General features: G+C 27.3%; 15 protein-coding genes. 14 read left to right on the forward strand and 1 reads right to left on the reverse strand.

What is annotated here, in order from left to right; genetic code table 4:
• The first annotated feature begins 8 nt into the window (after positions 1-8).
• The 14 genes from SCORR_RS00495 (at position 9) to gatB (ending at position 18,813) form a co-directional block, all read left to right on the forward strand.
• Positions 9-746 carry an ABC transporter ATP-binding protein gene (locus tag SCORR_RS00495; RefSeq protein WP_094048103.1) on the forward strand — a complete coding sequence of 246 codons (738 nt, stop codon included), beginning with the start codon at positions 9-11 and terminating at the stop codon, positions 744-746.
• On the forward strand, positions 736-2,622 hold the full coding sequence (locus SCORR_RS00500) for a hypothetical protein (protein WP_094048105.1): 1,887 nt from the start codon (positions 736-738) through the stop codon (positions 2,620-2,622). Before SCORR_RS00495 ends, SCORR_RS00500 begins: the two co-directional genes overlap by 11 nt.
• Before the next feature lie 122 nt (positions 2,623-2,744).
• Positions 2,745-4,463: a phosphoenolpyruvate--protein phosphotransferase gene (gene ptsP, locus SCORR_RS00505; protein WP_094048107.1), complete on the forward strand. Its 1,719-nt coding sequence runs from the start codon at positions 2,745-2,747 to the stop codon at positions 4,461-4,463.
• A 66-nt stretch (positions 4,464-4,529) separates the two neighbouring features.
• On the forward strand, positions 4,530-5,006 hold the full coding sequence (locus SCORR_RS00510) for a PTS sugar transporter subunit IIA (protein WP_094048109.1): 477 nt from the start codon (positions 4,530-4,532) through the stop codon (positions 5,004-5,006).
• 47 nt (positions 5,007-5,053) lie between these two features.
• A complete protein-coding gene (guaA, locus tag SCORR_RS00515; protein WP_094048111.1) occupies positions 5,054-6,592 on the forward strand; it encodes a glutamine-hydrolyzing GMP synthase in 1,539 nt (512 codons plus the stop codon).
• 13 nt (positions 6,593-6,605) lie between these two features.
• The gene (guaB, locus tag SCORR_RS00520) at positions 6,606-8,075 is read left to right on the forward strand and encodes an IMP dehydrogenase (RefSeq protein ID WP_094048113.1); all 1,470 of its coding nucleotides are present in this window, start codon (positions 6,606-6,608) and stop codon (positions 8,073-8,075) included.
• Positions 8,076-8,091: 16 nt separating this feature from the next.
• Complete coding sequence (locus SCORR_RS00525) at positions 8,092-9,057, forward strand: CPBP family intramembrane glutamic endopeptidase (RefSeq protein WP_094048115.1); 966 nt, start codon at positions 8,092-8,094, stop codon at positions 9,055-9,057.
• Positions 9,057-9,986, forward strand: a complete 930-nt coding sequence (locus SCORR_RS00530; protein WP_094048117.1) for a pseudouridine synthase — start codon at positions 9,057-9,059, stop codon at positions 9,984-9,986. Before SCORR_RS00525 ends, SCORR_RS00530 begins: the two co-directional genes overlap by 1 nt.
• Position 9,987: 1 nt before the next feature.
• Entirely contained in the window at positions 9,988-11,889 is a 1,902-nt protein-coding gene (locus SCORR_RS00535) for a hypothetical protein (RefSeq protein WP_094048119.1), read from the forward strand.
• 113 nt (positions 11,890-12,002) lie between these two features.
• On the forward strand, positions 12,003-13,619 hold the full coding sequence (locus SCORR_RS00540; RefSeq protein ID WP_094048121.1) for a hypothetical protein: 1,617 nt from the start codon (positions 12,003-12,005) through the stop codon (positions 13,617-13,619).
• A gap of 10 nt (positions 13,620-13,629) precedes the next feature.
• Entirely contained in the window at positions 13,630-15,624 is a 1,995-nt protein-coding gene (gene ligA, locus SCORR_RS00545) for an NAD-dependent DNA ligase LigA (RefSeq protein ID WP_094048123.1), read from the forward strand.
• Positions 15,624-15,914, forward strand: a complete 291-nt coding sequence (gene gatC / locus SCORR_RS00550) for an Asp-tRNA(Asn)/Glu-tRNA(Gln) amidotransferase subunit GatC (protein WP_094048125.1) — start codon at positions 15,624-15,626, stop codon at positions 15,912-15,914. The genes ligA and gatC overlap by 1 nt, the downstream gene beginning before the upstream one ends.
• Positions 15,914-17,362, forward strand: coding sequence for an amidase family protein (locus tag SCORR_RS00555; RefSeq protein WP_094048127.1), 1,449 nt, complete (start codon positions 15,914-15,916; stop codon positions 17,360-17,362). The genes gatC and SCORR_RS00555 overlap by 1 nt, the downstream gene beginning before the upstream one ends.
• 8 nt (positions 17,363-17,370) lie before the next feature.
• Positions 17,371-18,813 carry an Asp-tRNA(Asn)/Glu-tRNA(Gln) amidotransferase subunit GatB gene (gene gatB / locus SCORR_RS00560; RefSeq protein ID WP_094048129.1) on the forward strand — a complete coding sequence of 481 codons (1,443 nt, stop codon included), beginning with the start codon at positions 17,371-17,373 and terminating at the stop codon, positions 18,811-18,813.
• Here the strand turns inward: gatB and SCORR_RS00565 are convergent.
• Positions 18,810-19,499, reverse strand: a complete 690-nt coding sequence (locus SCORR_RS00565; RefSeq protein ID WP_094048131.1) for a potassium channel family protein — start codon at positions 19,497-19,499, stop codon at positions 18,810-18,812. The two genes, gatB and SCORR_RS00565, sit on opposite strands and share 4 nt — an antisense overlap.
• Positions 19,500-19,542: the final 43 nt, after the last annotated feature.

The following is a 19,542-nucleotide window of genomic DNA, read 5'->3' on the forward strand; positions in this document are numbered from 1 at the left end:
TGATCGGTATGATAGAAATAAAAAACATAACACGTGAAATTGGTGGTTTTTTACTAAATAAAGTAAGTTTTAAAATAAAAAAAGGTTCTGTTGTTGCATTCGTTGGAGATAATGGTGCTGGTAAAACAACAACAATAAAAGCTTTGTTTGGAGAACTCAAGTTAGATAGTGGAAGCATTACTATTGATGGAGAAAACTTATTTGATAATAATAATCTTCGTAAAGTTGCTTTCTTCCCGGATTCAAACAATGTACCAATGGATTTATCTTTAAAAGATTATGTTTCATATTTATGTGCAGCGAATGGAATTAATAAAAAAGAAAGCAAAAAGAATGCTAAAGATGTTTTCAAAATGCTAGGACTTGAAAAGTATGCAACTAAAAAAATGGGCCAACTAAGTGCTGGTTGAAAAAAACGCGCGATAATGGCTAGTATTTTAGTAAGAACACCTGAGTACATTGTATTAGATGAACCTACTGCCAACGTTGATGTAGAAGCAAAATTATCATTTATGAACATATTGCATGAATTAAGGAACATAGGAGTAACTATTCTTATTACAAGTCATATCTTAGAAGAGTTGCAAGAAATGGCAAATTATCTTGTGCTTATTAACGAAGGTGAAATTGTTTATGAAAATGATTTTGACAATACAAAAGAAAGCATTTCAGATATTTATAAAAAATATAGAGTTAAAAGGTTAGACAAAGAGAAAATATTAGGGGAATTATATAATGGAAAATAATAAAAAAATTATAGCTAATAATGAAAATTTGTTATTAGATAAGCCCAAAAATAAAACTAAGTTAAATAAAGATCATTCTAAAATAATTACATTATTTCTTATTAATTTAAAAAGAGTGATTGTTAACAAAGGTATAATAGCAATGGCTTGCTTATTCTTAATATTTAGCTTTATTTTTACAATATCAATCTCTTCTAACTTTAATAGTTCTGATTTAGCAATAATAATTGTAAAGTTTATTGTTCAAACATTCTTTTTTGTTATATTTTTAACTTTATTAATAAATGACTTGTTTAAAAAACAAATGACAGACGGTGTTCAAATTATTGAAATTAGATCAGGTATCAAGCTAAAAAACTCATTTATAATGAGATTTTTACTATATATCCTAATTGCTTTTGTAATTTGCTTTGCCAATATGATAATTACAATGATTCTAAAACCAGGAGTTTTATTCTCTACATCTATATCTTCAAAAGTATTATGAAGTACAATATTCTTTTACTTTATGTTTACAATTATATGAGCACCTATATTGATTGCAATTAATATTTCATTAGGGGCTGCGGGCTCTGTTGTATTAAACATTTTTATTGGTACAATAATGATATTCACACAGCTTATATCTACTTTCTTAATACAAACATTTACTAATAACTATAATTATCAAGTAACTATGTCCCCAAGTTGAACAACAAGAATTAAAATGTCTTATGATTTTTATACAACATTCAAAGGTGATGAACTTGTAAAAGGTTGATTTGATGATAAATTTATGACTATTATTAGTGAAAATGTAAATAATTCATATCAAAATGCAAAAGAAGGTACCGACGAAGATAACTACTCTGATACAAATGAGTTAAATTATGTATTTAGTTTTGACAAATGAGCAAGTTTATTAAATAATAGTTATAATAGTAATAAACCAAGTGCATCAAAGGAATCTTCACTATTATTTAATTTATTTGCAGGTAGAGTTAACTATGCTGTAAATTATGTAGATACACCATTGAGACTTTTGGAAAACACAAAAATATTTAATTTAATGAATAGTGTGTTTGAAGTGGTTAATAAAAACTTTTTATCTAATGATAATAGAGCGCCATACGATAATGCTAATAAAAAAGCTTTTTTTGAAAATGGTGGTTCAAATGATATAGATTTAAAGAAATTTATCAATTATCTTAAAACTCAAAATGAACTTAAGAATTATATAAACTTATTTGACTGAATATTAAATACTTATAATAATTATAGTGAGTCAATAGACTCAGCATTTCAAACATTGTATAGTATAACTTTGCAAACATTACAACTAACTTACCTAAAATCTAGTGACTGAAGAAGTTATATAGAATACGATAGCGAAAATGAAAAATGGATTAATTATAATAATAGGGTTGGTGAAGTTTATAATAGATATCCAGAATTAATATTAATTAATTACATGGTATTAAACAATTTCACTAATTCAGTAAAAATAGATGTTAATAATGGGAATTCTTTATCTGAAATCCTAAATGCAAATGATAGTTCTTCTACTGAGACTAATTTGATTCTAACTTTGAATCCATTTACCCACTTTATTTCATTATTTACAAATTCATTTACAGACCCAATTACTAATGATTTATACCAAGCTTCATATAATTTTGCTTGAATTGGGCCACGTAAACCAATAATAAATACTTCTGAATTGTCAGATTTTGATTCTAAAAATAGAAGTGGTGATATAAGCCCTATATATGAAAACTACACTCCAGAGTATAAATCATTATTTTCTATAACAGGAACTTATATATTCTATTTGTTATTCTCAATATTTTTGGACTATATGGCATATCTTATATTTAAAAAAGTTTCAAGAGTTTAAAACCTATTTCTATAGGTTTTTTTTCAATAGATTGACATTTTTTAAATACTTGTCATATAGAATTAAGTTAATCAAGTTATTTTATGTATAATATATATTGAATATTAGGAGGGTAACAACATATGTGCAAAAAGTTCAATGGAATAGGTGCTAGTAATGGTATAGCACTTGCTAAAGTTTATATTCTAAAAGAAGAACAAATTATAATCAATAAAAGTGAAGTTAAAGATATTGATAGTGAAATAGTTTTAGTTCAAGAATCTATTAAAAAAGCAAAAAGTGATCTACAAAATTTAAAAAAAATAGCAGAGGAAAAACTAGGGGAAGAAAAAGCAGCAATATTTGAGGCTCACGCTTCAATATTAGAAGATCCAGTAATGGTGGAAGAATTTGTTGCCCTAATTAAAGAAAAAAACTATAGTGCATCAAAATCAATTAGTGAAGTATCAAACAAATATATTGATATGTTTAAGGCTATGGATGATCAATATTTTAAAGAGAGAGCAGCAGATATTAAAGATGTAACAGAAAGATTGTTAAGATATGTTCTTGGACTTCAGGTTCTTGATCTAGCAACAATAAGTGAGGAAGTTGTTATAGTAGCTGAAGACTTAACTCCATCACAAACTGCACAATTAAACCCCGCTTTCGTAAAAGGATTTGCATGTAATGTGGGTGGAAGAACAAGCCATGCTGCAATTATGGCAAGAAGCTTAGAGATTCCTGCAGTCCTTGGTTTAAAGACAATATTATCAACTGTAAAAGAAAATGACTTAATAGCAATAAATGGTTCAAATGGAGAGGTAGAATTAAATCCATCTGATAAAAATGTTTGACAAGAATTAGCTTTAAAATATATTAAAGAAAAAGAAGAATTGAAAAAAATGAAAAATCAACCAACTTTAACAAAAGATGGTTATGATAAATTCATTTTGGAAGCTAATATTGGTAGTCCAAAAGACGTCGACTCAGTTCTAGAAAACGGTGCTGAAGGAATAGGTTTGTTTAGAAGTGAATTTCTATACATGGATAACGATCATTTTCCAACTGAAGAAGAGCAATTTAAATCTTATAAAGAAGTAGTAGAAAAAATGAATGGTAAGTTAGTGGTAATCAGAACCCTTGATATAGGTGGCGACAAAAAACTTTCTTACTTTAATTTCCCAAATGAAATGAACCCATTTTTAGGGTATAGAGCTATAAGATTTACACTAGATAGAAAAGATATTTTTAAAGATCAAATAAGAGCTTTGCTTAGAGCAAGTGCTTTCGGTCCACTTGGAATTATGTTCCCGATGATAGCTACAGTTGATGAATTCCTTGCAGCGAAAAAATTTACACTTGATTGTAAAGAAGAACTTATTAATGAAGGTCAAAAAGTAGGTGCTCATTTAGAAATTGGTATGATGGTTGAAATTCCTGCAGCCGCTGTTAACGCTGAAAATTTTGCAAAACATGCAGATTTCTTCTCAATAGGAACAAATGATTTGATTCAGTATTCAATGGCCGCTGATAGAATGAGTGAAAATGTTGCATATTTATATCAACCTTATAACCCTTCAATTTTAAATCTTGTAAAAATGACTATTGATGGCGGTCACAAGCATAAAAGATGAGTAGGAATGTGTGGAGAAATGGCTGGTGAGCCTGATGCATTACCATTGTTAATGGGTCTTGGATTAGATGCTTATTCAATGTCAGCTACAAGTATTCTTAAAGCTAGAAGTATTATGTCAAAACTTACTTTAAAAGAAACACAAGAGTTATCTTCAAAAGCATTGAAATGTGAAAATACAGAAGAAGTATTAAAATTAGTCAATGATTTAATGAAAAATAAATAAATATTACAAATGTTTTAATAGTTTATCTAAATAATATAAAATATAAGTATGAAAGAAGGTATAACTATGGGATTATTTACAAAAAACAAAAGTCTGGAAGTATTTTCTCCAGTGGACGGAGAAGTTATTAGTATAACTGATGTGGAGGATGAAGTATTCTCTGAAAAAATGCTTGGAGATGGACTGGCTATCATTCCAAGTAATGGAAGTTTCCACGCACCAATTGATGGAAAACTAGTAACAGTTTTTCCTAGTGGGCATGCATATGGTATTCTTGCAAAAAATGGTGTTGAAATTTTATTACACATTGGTATTGACACTGTATCCCTTGACGGAGAAGGATTCGACATCAAAGTAAAACAAAATGACAATGTTCAGGTTGGGGACTTACTTGCTGATGTAAATATTGGAGAAGTTTCTAAAAAGGTACCTTCAATGCAAACACCTCTTATTTTTACGACTGAATCAATGGATGGGAAAAAATTTGAAATCGTAAAAACAGGAACGGTTAAAAAAGGTGATTTAATAGCAGTTGTGAAATAAAACAATAAACAATAAGTTTATTGTTTTTTTATGAAAGGAATTTATTAATGAGCAAAACACAAATTATAATATTAGACTATGGAAGTCAGTACACACAATTACTAGCAAGAAGAGTTAGAGATTTAAATGTTTATGCAGAAGTAGTTAGTCATAATATTAATGCTAGTAGTATTAAGGATTATAAAGACCTAAAAGGAATAATTTTATCCGGCGGACCATCAAGTGTCTATGATTATGGTTCATATGATATTGATGATAAAATATTTAAACTGGGTTTCCCAATATTAGGTGTTTGTTATGGTATGCAATTAATTGCACAGAAACTTGGTGGTAAGGTTGATTTAGCTGAAATTCAAGAGTTCGGTAAATCATCTTTAACAATAACTGATGAAAATAGTGTTTTGTTAAGAAATATAAAAAATAATAGTCAGGTTTGAATGAGTCATGCAGACCATATAGTCGAAATTCCTACTAACTTTAATATAGTTGGAAAATCAGAAAGTTCAATAGCTGTTATTGAAAATAAAATAGATAATATTTTTGGTATTCAATTTCACGCAGAAGTAACTCATTCAACACAAGGAAATGAAATAATTGGCAATTTTTTATTTAATGTTTGTGGGTGTGATAAAGATTGAACAATGAAGCAATTTATTGATGAAAAGTTACAAGAAATTAAATCTATAATTAAAAATGAAAAAGTTATATTAGGATTAAGCGGAGGTGTAGACTCTTCTGTTTGTGCTGCTTTGTTATCAAAAGCTATTGGTAAACAACTAACATGCATTTTTGTCGATACTGGTCTATTAAGAAAAGACGAAGCTCAAAAAGTAATGAATAATTATTCAAATTTTAGTATGAACATTAAACTCATTAATGCCAGTGATAGATTTTTTAACGCATTAAAAGGTGTTAGTGATCCTGAAGAAAAAAGAAAAATAATAGGTCATAACTTTGTCGAGGTTTTTAATGAAGAAGCAATAAAGTTAGAAGGTGCAGCTTTTCTCGCACAAGGTACTATTTACCCTGATGTAATTGAGTCGTCATCTGATGGTCATACCTCAAAAACTATCAAATCTCATCACAATGTGGGCGGATTACCTAAAGAGTTGAAATTTAAGCTTATTGAACCAATAAGGAACTTATTCAAGGATGAAGTTAGACGTGTTGGAAAAGAACTTGGTATTCAAGACTTTATTTTAAATAGGCATCCTTTCCCTGGTCCAGGACTTGGAATCAGAATTATTGGTGAAGTTTCAAGAGAAAAAGCTGATATCTTAAGAGAAGTTGATGATATTTTTATTAATAAATTAATTGAAAAAAAATTATATAATAAAGTTAGTCAAGCATTTGCAACTATAACACCGGTTAAAACTGTTGGTGTAATGGGTGATAATAGAACTTATGATTATCTAGTTGCTTTAAGATCGGTGGACTCAATAGATTTTATGACTGCTACAGCCAGTGAATTACCGTGAGAATTTTTGACAGAAGTAACAAATGAAATAATAAATAATGTTAAAGGTGTAAACAGAGTAGTGTATGATGTTACATCAAAACCACCAGGTACAATTGAGTGGGAATAAAATAGGAGATAAAATGGATTTAGACAATTTAAATGGGAAAATTATTAGTAGTGGGATTACATTTGATGATGTATTAATAGTCCCAAATTACTCTGAAGTATTACCAAGTGATGTTATCACTAAAACAAAACTTACAAAAGATATAGAACTTAATATACCGATTATAAGTGCTGCAATGGACACAGTCACTGAGTCAAGATTAGCAATAGAAATGGCAAGGGCAGGCGGCCTAGGGGTAATTCACAAAAATTTATCTATCGAAGATCAAGCGATAGAGGTACAAAAAGTAAAAAGAAATGTATCTGGTTTTGTTACTGACCCTATAACCATTAACTCTAACACAAAAGTTTCAAGAGCAAATGAGTTAATGGGTTTATACAAAATATCAGGGTTACCAGTTGTAGATGAAAATAACAAACTTATTGGTATTGTGACTAATAGAGATTTAAAATACTTTTATGATTTTGACTCTCCTGTGAATGCAATTATGACTACTAAAAATCTAATTACTGGTAATTCTATGACTTCATTAGATGAAGCTAAAGATATAATGGTTAAAAATAAAATAGAAAAGTTACCCATAGTAGATGATAACTATAAAATTATTGGTTTGATTACCACTAAAGATATTGATAAGGCCATTGATTATCCGAATGCTTGTAAAGATAAAAAAGGTAGATTAAGAGTTGCGGCTGCTATAGGTGTTTCTTCTGATTATATGGATAGAGCTGATGCTTTAATAGAAGCCCAGGTTGATGCATTGGTAATTGATTCTGCACATGGAAATAGCGAAGGTATAATAAATGTTGTAAAAGAAATAAGAAAGAAATATGATAGCATCAATATTATTGCTGGAAACATTTGTACAGCAGATGCAGCAAAAAACTTATATGAAGCTGGTGCTAATGCAGTAAAAGTTGGTGTTGGGCCAGGAAGTATTTGTACAACAAGAGTTGTTACCGGTGTCGGAGTCCCACAAATAACAGCAATTAATGATATTTATAATTATGCCAAAGACTTAGATTTAACTGTTATAGCTGATGGAGGAATTAAATACTCAGGAGATATTGTTAAAGCAATAGCAGCTGGTGCTAATTGTGTTATGTTAGGTAGTATATTTGCGGGAACAGTTGAATCACCTGGTGAAGAAATAATCTTAAATGGTAAAAAGTATAAGAGTTATATAGGTATGGGTTCGATTGCCGCAATGAAAAGAGGAAGTAGTGATAGATACTTTCAAAAAGGTGCAAAAAAACTTGTCCCTGAAGGAATTGAAGGAAGAGTTCCTTTTAAAGGTAAGGTTAAGGATGTTATTTTCCAACTTATTGGTGGTTTAAGGAGTGGAATGGGGTACACTGGTTCTAAAACAATTGAAGTATTAATGAATGAAACTAAGTTTGTTAAAGTAACATCAGCTAGTCTTATTGAGTCACACCCCCACGATATAGAAATAGCTAAAGAAGCACCAAATTATAATAAATAGCAAAGGCAACTCTTATATGATAAATAATATTAAGTATAGAGATAGAAAATTTCTACAAGATGATACATTTAGGTTTAATTTCAATTCACTAAATTATAAAGTGGATGGAGTAATTTTTATCCTAACATCTTTTGTAATTCCATTTTTATTCTCGCTATTCTTTAGAATATTTTTAGATTTAAAAAATAATAGTACAACTCAAGAAATTCTTGTTTATATAAATCTTTTATCAATTATAATAGGGTTGGTTATATTCATAATTAGAAATCCTAAAAAAATATTAAAAAATAGTTACTCTATGTTCTATTTTTTTTCAATATTACCCACTGTTATGGCTGTCATAATTTTGTCAATCAGTAGTCCAATAGTAAATGACAATAATAAAAAAGTACTTGTTTCATTTTTAAGTATGATTTCACAAATATTAAGCGAAATTATAATTATTATATTGGCTTTTGTTCTTGATAAAAAGCTTGGTAGTAGAATAGTTTATACTTTTAAAAATGAAAAAATAAGTCTTTTAATATGAGTGTTGATAGGTTTTTTACTTCTATATTTTATTTCAAGTTTATTTTTCTCTATGTTAATTGAAGATTTTATTTTAAAACTTCCACCTAGTGATAATCAAGATAACCTTAATTCTTTGCTAGGTAGTGACTCAAATGCAATAAAAATATCATATGGTATTTTATTATTCTTACTTACAATATTGGTCGCACCAATTTGCGAAGAAATATGTATGAGAGAGTCATATTTTGTTAATTGTTCAAATGGTTATATTGGGATAGTTTTTAGCACTTTAAATTTTGGTTATATTCATTATGGTAGTACTGGAGATTTTGAACATTTTATGACATATACTTCAGCAGCATTAGTGTTGTCAACATTTTTTTGATTTACGAAAGGAAATGTCACATATACGTGACTTATCCATATGTTAAATAACTTAATAGCTTTAATTATTACCTTTGTGTTATTGTAATGGCAAAATTTACTGCTACAAGCAATGATACAGGACAAACACTAGTAAAGTTTGTTAAAAAGGTTTATAGAAATACTAATTTAAGTATTATATATAAATGATTTAGAAAAGGTAAAATTAAAGTTAACTATAAAAAACAAAAAGACTTAAAATATATAATTAGTGAAAACGATTTTATAGAAGTTTTTGATTCGGAACTACCAATTGACAGAAATAAGTTTAATTTAGTTGATTTTTCAAGTCTGAAAATACTTTACGAGGATGAAAACATCCTTGTAACTGACAAAGAACAAGGTTTAGAGGTTCATTCACCTGTAAAAGTTTCGCTAGATTCAATGGTGAGGTCATATTTAATTTCATCCAATAAATTTATTCCAGATAATGAAAACAGCTATGTTATAAGTCATGTTCATAGAATAGATAAGTTAACAAAAGGGATAGTAATATATGCAAAGAATAAAGCTACACACTCTTCTTTAATAGAAGCAATTAAGGATAAAGAAAAAATTAAAAAGTATTATTTAGTTTGAGCAGAAAACTCATTAGCTCCAATTGGAAATATAAAGGGTCAATTAAATTATAGTGATCTTGATAAAAGAATGTTTTTCTCACAAGATAAAAAAACAAAAGATAGAACCAAACAAGTAGAACAAATTCATGAGTTAATTTCTGAAAAAAATAATATTTATAGAGTACAAATTTTAACAGGGAGAAAACACCAGATTAGAGCAGTTTTCTCATATTTTAAATGTCCAATTGTAAATGATAATAAATATAAAGCTAAGAAACAATATCACGGAACATTTGGATTAATTGCATCTTGCATTGAGTTTCTAAATTTTGATGATCATTTGAGCTATCTAAATGGTCTAATTATCCAATCTAACTACAATTTTAATGATAAAATAAACAATAATATAGGAGGATAAAATGCTTTCAACAAGACAAGGTATTATAAGCGCTTTTATAGGTACTGCAATATCTTTACTTAATGCAATTATTCAATTTCTAACTATGTATTGATTATTGCAAAAGTTTGGCACTGAGTTTAATGGGTTTGTAAAACTTGTTAGCTCTTTTTCCGCTCTTATTTCAACGTCAGAAAGCGCACTTGGAATTGCGGCTACAATCTTAATGATAAAACCATTAGTTAATAATGATTGAATATCTGCTAATGAAATATATTCTACAACAAAAAAGTATTTTAAAAAAGCAGCCTTAATTGATATGATACTAGTTATAGCATTATGCTTGGTTTATCCTCTATATGCTGGAGTAGCATCAAATGGAAGTTTATTAAGTCTAAGTAGTTGACAAAATATGGGGTTAAATCTAATAAATGGTACAAAAGTAAATTATATCGAACTTGCGTTAATAGCATTTTTATTTGGATTTAAAAATTTTGTAACTTGTTATTGGTTTACTGTTTATGAAACAATCATTTCTGCAGATAACAAAAACTCAGTTAGAAGAGTTGTGATATTATTCTCAGATTTATTGATAAATGGCTTATTTTTTTACTTACTTTCAATTGATAGTATTAAACCAGTAATTACATTTATACCTATTATTCTGTATGGACCAATAAAAGGACTGATGATTTATTTTTATGTTAGAAAAAATTATGTATGATTAAAATATTACAAGGATTTTAATAGTTTTAGATTACTTTCCACTAAGAAAAAAATCTCAACATCAAAGTTAGGTGCTTCAATATTATTGAATACAGATATTATAATAACAGCTATTATTTTAGGTCTTCAAGTTTCATCTGTTTTATCACTATATTTAGTAGTCGCGGTAAATACTAGACTTATAATGACAAACTTTATTATTTCTTTTAGAGAGTTTTTTGTTATTTTAGTTACAAAAAGGGGAAGAATAAATTGAGATAGTTATATTAAGTATGAGTTGTACACATATTTAATCGCTGCATTTACATTTATTAATATGTCTATTCTTTCACCATACTTTGTAAGTTCTTTATATGGAGATTTGGCTTACAACTCATTAACTGCAACAATTAACCAAGATGCAAATATGCAGGCATTAAATTTTATGTTTTATTCACCGTATTTCTCTTTAGTATATGGTTTAATAACTGCTTTGATTATAATGTCTGATGCACAAATGACGTTAATACAAGCAAAGGGAAGATACTCAGAGGTATCAAAGTTTCAAAATATTCTTGGTATTACATATATTGTTATTGTTCCAATTATCACATTTTTAATAGTGTCTACAAAAGCCGGAGGGATAAATTATTTAGTTGCTGGAATATTAACAATGTATATTTTAAAACTTGCGTTCTCAGTTGTAAGATATAGTTATTTATGATTATATGTATGAAAATACGTTACTTATAATTCAAGAAAGAAAAACGTTTTAAATAACTTTCTTGTACTTATATTACCCTCAATAATGATGACATTAACCAATATTTTCGTTTTTAATAAAAAATTTAGTATTGTAGAATCAACTGCTAATGGATCTTCTGTACTTATTTTAGTAGGTTTATTTTTTGCGGCAATCTTTGGGTCAATGTTAATGCTTGTGCTACTTGCTTACTGTATAACACCTTATATTATGAATGGTATATTTAAGAATTTCCCAATAGTTAATAGAATCTTATTCGCTAAAGTAAAAGCTGAAAGAAAAAGAAGATTGGAGGAGTATGGTGTAAGAGTTGAAGATATTGTTGATAATAGTAATAAGATATCTCAAGTAATGGCGGATATTGAAGAAAATATTACATTAAACGATATTACTATTGATGAAAATATATCGGATGAGGCAGTGTCGGAAGCTATTTATGTAATACGTGGAAAATAAGTATAAACTTATTTTTTTTGTATAAGATTATACTAGTTAATTAATATCTTATATAAAGGTTAAAGATAAATTAACATTTAATATCTAAATGTTATAATTTAATTGGTGAAAAAATGAACGGTAATATATTAGCTATATCTATTGGATTAATATCAGTTTTTCTATTTATGTTTTACACATCTGGGTTGGTTTTCGCAGAATTTTTTAAATTAAAAATAAAAAATAACTTCTCGGCAATTGCAATGGGTTTTTTCTCTTATTTTACTTATGTTTCAATATTAACATTTCCATTACAACTAATATCTTTATTACCATATGTATTTTTTATTTATTTTATATTAGCAATAAATATTCTTTACCTTATATTTTGTTTTATTTTTATAAGATTTTGACTTGATACAACATTTATCAAATTAGATTTTCTAATATTTTTATTTGTTGCTATTATTTTTGTTGTTTTAAACTTTTATTTTTATGACAGTTCAAATGATAAAAGTTTCCAAAGGCATAAAAGTACTTTGTCAATTTTGTATTGATTAAAAGATAATCCAGTTTCATTCTTTAGCAACTCTACTTTATTTAACTTTCTTGAGTTTAAAGCCTTTCAAGGATGGTTTACTTTTCAATTATCATTAATAATGATGGTCAATATAAATGCTTATGAGTATGAAACACTATTAAAACCTTTCTTATTTTTATTAGATGGTTTTTTATATGCTTCAATATTTTTTTGTTTAGTAGATTCATTATCAGATATGGAAAAAAAGAGATATAAAATTATGACTTTAATATCTTGTTTAGTTGTTTCTGTATTAGCAAAATTTATTACACGATTAACTAACTATGATTTTTGAAATGGAGAAATAATATTTGCTTATCTTATTATTTATTCAACCATTCTATTAATTAGGTATACTAGTTTTAATAAAAGGGAAAGATTTTTACCAATTTTCATTGGTTTAATAATGGGAGGGTACACTTCTTTCTCATGAAGTAATTCGTATCACGTCTTATTCCTATTGTATGCATTTTTGTTTATTGTGCAAAAAAGTTACTCTAAAAACTTTACAAAAGATATTTTAAAACTGTCAATACTCCCAATCTCTAATATTGCTTTTTATAATTTAGTATCAAAACTCTACTTCCAGTTTGCAATTTTTATTTTATTAGTTTTATTTTTATTAGTTTTATCATTAATAATGACTAAAAAGTATAGTATAACTCATAAGTTTGAACTATTTGTAGAAGAGAAAACTATATTTACAATTCTTATCGTTCCAGTTCTTTTCTTAACATTCTCAACTGCCTTAATACTAAGTGTAAATAAAGGGTTTATGTCTCAAGAAGATAACTATTTAAACTTTTTATATGTATGAACATCCTTTATTTCAGATTATCTATTAAGATATTGAATTACACTAATTCTATCTTTAAGTACTATGGGAGCTGGGTTTGTCTGAATTGTTTTTAGAAAGAAATTCAAATATAATCTTTTAGTAAATATTATTGATCTTCTATTCATTTGTTATTTAACATTTTATAACCCTATTGTAATTAAGTTTTTGAATGTTATTTATCCAAAAGTTACAGCACTAAAGGGTATAGTTATGATATGCTTATTTTTAGTTTTGATTAACTCATTACCAATTTATTTATTTAATAAAATAGATTCTATAAAAAAAGTTGATAGTATTATCGTAATTAAAAAATACAACCGCTTTAAGTTATAGTAGGAGCAATATGAAAGATATTAAAAAAGTTATTGAAAAATTAAAAAAGGAAATTAATATTTTAGAACATGCTTATTATGTACTTGATAATCCTTTGGTTGATGACACTGAGTTTGATGCTAAGTTAAACTTACTAAAAAAATTAGAAAAAGAAAATCCGGACTTAGTTACTAATGATTCACCCACACAAAGAGTCGGTGGTTTAATATCAGAAAAGTTTGAAAAACACATCCATAAGTTTCCGATGTTAAGCTTGGACAATGCGTTCGACAAAGAAGATTTGTTAGAATTTAGTTCAAATATAAATAAACAAGTCAAATTTAATTCTCATTCATTTTTTGTAGAACCAAAAATTGATGGATTATCTATATCATTAATTTATGAAAAAGGAAAACTAGTTAAAGGTGTCACAAGAGGTGATGGAATTCAAGGAGAAGATGTAACTTTTAATGTAAGAACAATTAGAAGTATTCCACTTACTATAACAGATAATTCTGATTACTTTGAAGTAAGGGGTGAAGTTTTTTTATCTAAAAAAGAATTTCATAGAATTAACGCAGAGAGAAAAGAACAGGGTGAAGAGATTTTTGCTAATCCAAGAAATGCAGCAGCAGGAACATTGAGACAATTAAATCCCAGAATAGTAGCGTCAAGAAAGTTAGATATATATTTATATTATTATTTAAATAGAGAAAGATTTGAAACACATTCTGATTCTTTAGACTATATAAATTCATTAGGTTTTAAAGTTAACAAGTTAGGAAAACAATGTTCCAATATTGATGAAGTATATAGTCATATAGAATTAATTAAAGATAAAAGAATCGCATTAGACTATGAAATTGATGGAGCTGTTGTAAAAGTTAATGATTTTAAGCTTTATGATGAAATAGGATACACTTCAAAGTTTCCGAAGTGGGCCATAGCTTATAAGTATCCTGCTGAAATTAAAAGCACAGTCTTAAAGGAAATATTTGCAACAGTAGGTAGAACTGGAAAAATAACTTATAATGCAATTTTAGAACCAGTATCCTTAGCAGGAACTACAGTTCAAGCGGCTACACTACATAATGCAGAATACATTTATCAAAAAAAAATAAAAGTTGGTGCTAATGTAAAGGTAAAGAAAGCGGGGGATATTATTCCCGAAGTAGTAGAAGTAGTAGAAGATGAAAGTTATCCAGATTTAAAAGAGTGAATAAAAGTTGATAACTGTCCAGCATGTGGTTCTTATTTAGAAATTTTTAGTGACGAAGTTGATCAGTATTGTATTAACTTTAACTGTGAAAGAAAAATTATAAAGAGCATTGAGCATTTTGTTTCAAGAGATGCAATGAACATTGAAGGTATGAGTATAAAAATTATTGAAAAACTTTACGACAATAAAATAATAAAAAATGTAATCGATTTATATCATCTAGAAAATAAAAAAAAGGAAATACTCCAGTTAGAAAAGATGGGAGAGAAATTATTAAGTAACTTATTATTAGCTATTGAGAAGAGTAAAACAAATGATGCTAATAGATTTTTGTTTGGTCTAGGTATTAGGTATGTTGGTAGTAAAACTTCAAAGTTACTTCTAGAAAATTTTAAATCAATTGATAATTTATTAAAAGCTAACAAGGAAGAAATAGAGAAGATTTTTGATGTTGGACCAAAGGTTGCTCAATCAATAATAGATTGAATAAGTATTGAATCAAATATTATGCTTGTTAATAGTTTTAAGAAACTTGGATTAAATATGTCATATAGTAAACATAGCAATCATAATAACTCCCCAATAGCAGGTAAAAGTTTTGTAATAACAGGTACACTTTCCAAACCAAGAAATTATTTTGTTGAGTTAATTGAATCTAATGGCGGTAAGGTTTTAAACTCAATTAGTAAAAGTACAAATTTCTTATTAGCAGGAGATGAAGCAGGGAGTAAACTTACAAAAGCAAAAAATTTAAATATTAATATTATTAATGAAGAAGTTTTTTTAAATATATTGGAGGAAGAGTAATGAAAATTAATTTTGAAGTTTTAAAAAGTTTAGAAGAAGATGTTATGCTTGACTTATCAGACCAAGAATTAAACGAAGTTTTAAAAGTTGAAAATCAAATATTAAGTAAGTTTGAAAAAGTTTTAAAAATTAACACGGATGGAGTAGAGCAAATGCATTATTGCTTCGAGATCAAAAACACATATCTTAGAGATGATGAAAATTCAAGGACTATTCCAAAAGAAAAAGTTCTTAGCAACGCTCCAGAAAAAGATGATGATTATATTATAATGAATAAGGTGGTAGTTTAATGAATTTTAAAAATTATAGTATTAGAGAAATACATAATCTATTAGTTGAGAATAAGATAAGTGTAAAAAATATTATAGAAGAAGTTATACAACAAGTTGAAAAAGACCTTAAGGAAAACTTTTTAATTACTTTTACTAGTGAACAAGCAAAAAAAGTTGCAAATAATTTTAAATTTAATAAAGATAAAATACTTTCAGGAATACCGTATGTAAATAAGGATAATGTATCTACAAAAGATATTTTAACAACAGCTGGCTCAAAAATATTATCAAATTATATACCTCCATATGATGCGACAGTATCAAAAATTTTAAATGATAATGAAGCAATATTATTAGGTAAATCAGCACTTGATGAACTAGGCATGGGTGGAACTGGTTTGTTTTCATTTAATGGAATAGTAAAGAATCCATTCGACAATAACAGAATTATTGGCGGAAGTTCAAGTGGTAGTGCTTTTGCTGTTTGTAAAGGTTACGTTCCTTTTTCAATTGGTACTGATACAGGAGATTCTATAAGAAAACCAGCTAGTTACGTAGGCATATATGGTTATAAACCAACTTACGGTTCAATATCAAGATATGGTGTTATACCTTATGCGCCAAGTCTTGATCACGTTGGTTTTTTTACCAATCATGCAGAAGATTTGATTTATTTAGCAAATGAATTGTTCAAGTACGATCCTAAAGACTCTACTTCAATTGATAACTCTAAAAATTATTTAGACGTTTTTAATACAAAAAATAAAAAAATACGTTTTGGTTTCTTGCAAGAAGTGTGAGATATTTTGGACGACCAACTTAAAAATGCTTATAGTAAATTGTTTGAAAACTTGAAAAAAGATAACCACGAAGTTGAAATTTTCTCATTTAAAAAAGAGTTGCTTGATGCTATTCCTGCAATGTATATGATGATTTCGTTTGCAGAAGGAGTATCAACTAGTTCAAACCTAGACGGAATTAATTTTGGAGTTAGATCTGAAGCTGAAAACTATCAACAACTAATTAAAAAAACAAGAACAGATTCATTTAATGAAACAGTTAAAAGAAGGTTTTTATTGGGTAGCTACCAACTTAAAAAAGAAAACCAAGAATTACTATTAGCTAAATCTAAAAAAGTAAGAAGGTTAGTAGTTGATAGAATTAATTACTTTTTTAAACAATTTGATATAATGATTTTGCCACCATCACTAGATGTTGCTCCTTTGATTTCAAAAGTATACGGAACCGATATTGAGGAAAGATATGATGATAGTAAAGCATTTATACACGATCTCTTAATTTTAGCAAACCTTAATGGAATGCCATCTATAACATTACCATTTATAAAAGATGAGACTACTAAATTGCCAATAGGTATTAACATTTGTAGTAAACCTTTTACAGATGATTATTTGTTATCAACAACCTTATATCTTGAAAAATTAATAAAGAAAGCTTTTAAATAGGGGGTAGTATGAATAATTTTGAAGTAATAATTGGAATTGAAAATCATGTAGAACTTAAAACCAAAACCAAAATGTTTAGTGATGCTCCTGTTTCATTTGGGAAATCACCAAATACAAATGTTAATGAAATTGATTTAGGTTACCCAGGTGCATTACCTTCTGTAAATAAGAAAGGTGTTGAGCTTGCTATATTAGCTTGTAATGCATTAAACATGAAAATAAATGGTGTGCTTAGATTTGATCGTAAAAGTTATTTTTACCCTGATTTACCTAAAGGGTTTCAAATAACACAACAATATCATCCAATAGGTAAAGAAGGAAGTTTAGAAATCGATGTAAATGGTAATAAAAAAGTAATAGAAATTGAGAGATTACATATTGAAGAAGATACTGCTAAACAAATTCATAAAAATGGTAAGACTTACATTGATTATAATAGATGTGGTGTCGGTCTAATTGAGATTGTATCAAAACCAGTTATTAGAACATCAGAAGAAGCAATAGAATATGTATCTAAATTAAGAGAAACATTATTATTTTTAAATGTAAGTGATGTAAAAATGAATGAAGGGTCATTTAGATGTGATATTAATATTTCATTAAGACCTTTTGGGTTTGAAGGTTTTGGTAATAAAGTAGAAATAAAAAACCTAAATTCTATTAATAACATAAAGAAAGCAATAGATTTTGAAATCAAAAGACAAAAAGAGCTTATTTTAAATAATATTTTAATCGACCAAGAAACTAGAAGATTTGATGAAACTATTCAAGAAACAGTTTTAATGAGAAAAAAAAGTGATGCAGTAGATTATAAATATTTTAGAGAACCAAACATATATCCTATCACTCTTGATACAGTTTGAATAGAATCAATAATTAATAACTCCCCTGAGTTAGCAGATTCTAAAAGAAGAAGATATATTGAAGAGTATAACTTTTCTAAAGAGGAGGCTAACTTTATTTTAAACGATTATTATTTAACATCTTTTTTTGAGAGAACTCTTGTTTTAGGAATAAATCCAAAAAAAGTTTTAAATTATTTAATAACAGATGTTAAGTCTTTAACAAATAAATATAACTATTCAATAGAAAAAAGTAAGCTTGAACCTTCTGACTTATTTGAGATTAATAAATATATGGAGGAAGGAATAATATCTTCAAAACACGCTAAAAATATTATACCAATCGCCTTTGAGAGTAATAAAAGTATAATAGAGATTATCGAAGATAATAATTGAAAATTAATATCAGACAAAGAAGAAATAACTTCCTTAGTTGATAATATTATAAAAAATAATATTAAATTAATTGAGGAAAATTATTTAACAAGACCAGAAAGAGTGGAAAAGACTTTGATGGGTGAATTGATGAAACAGACCGGCGGAAATATAAATCCTAAAATTTCAATGGAAGTTATTAATTTGAGTTTAAAAAAATTTAAAAAAAATTAATTTTCTTCATCGCCTCTAATTTTTAATACTAAATCATTTACAACATGGTTTCTTGCGAATATAATTATGTTATCATTTTCTTTTAAAACTGTATATTCATCAGGAATAACTATCTTACCATTTCTTTTTATTTGAACTATATTATAGTCTTTATTTGGGTTAAGACCCACATCAAAGATTTTTTTATTTATAATTTCTTTATTTGTAACTTCAATACTTGTAAATACAAAGTCTCCATCTGTACTTTGGACTTCACTTTCAATATCAAACAAAGTTTTTGTAGCAACCATTCTAGCACTCATTACATCAGGAATTATCACCATATCTTCTTCTAAACCTAAGGCAATTAATATTCTTTTATGTTTTTCATCTCTTGCTCTAACAATAATGTTATTAACTCCTAAGTCAATTAAGTTAAGTACTGTTAAAATACTTGATTCCATATTAGAACCATAGCAAACAACTACACCGTCAAACTGAACTATACCATTTTTTTCTAATGCTATTTTGTTAGTTGAGTCTAATATAACCCCTTCAACACTATCAAATTCATTAATGTGTTTATTCATGTTTTCTTCGTTATAATCAAATATTTTAATTAATTGTTTCTTTTCATCTAAGGCTTGTGCAACAGATAGTCCAAAGTAATTTGCTCCTAAAATTGCAAAACTTTTTCTTCTTGCCATTATTTACCTCCATATTACTTTACTAATTATACAACTCTTTTAC

It is taken from the genome of Spiroplasma corruscae (assembly GCF_002237575.1).
Lineage (GTDB): Bacteria > Bacillota_I > Bacilli_A > Mycoplasmatales > Mycoplasmataceae > Spiroplasma_A > Spiroplasma_A corruscae.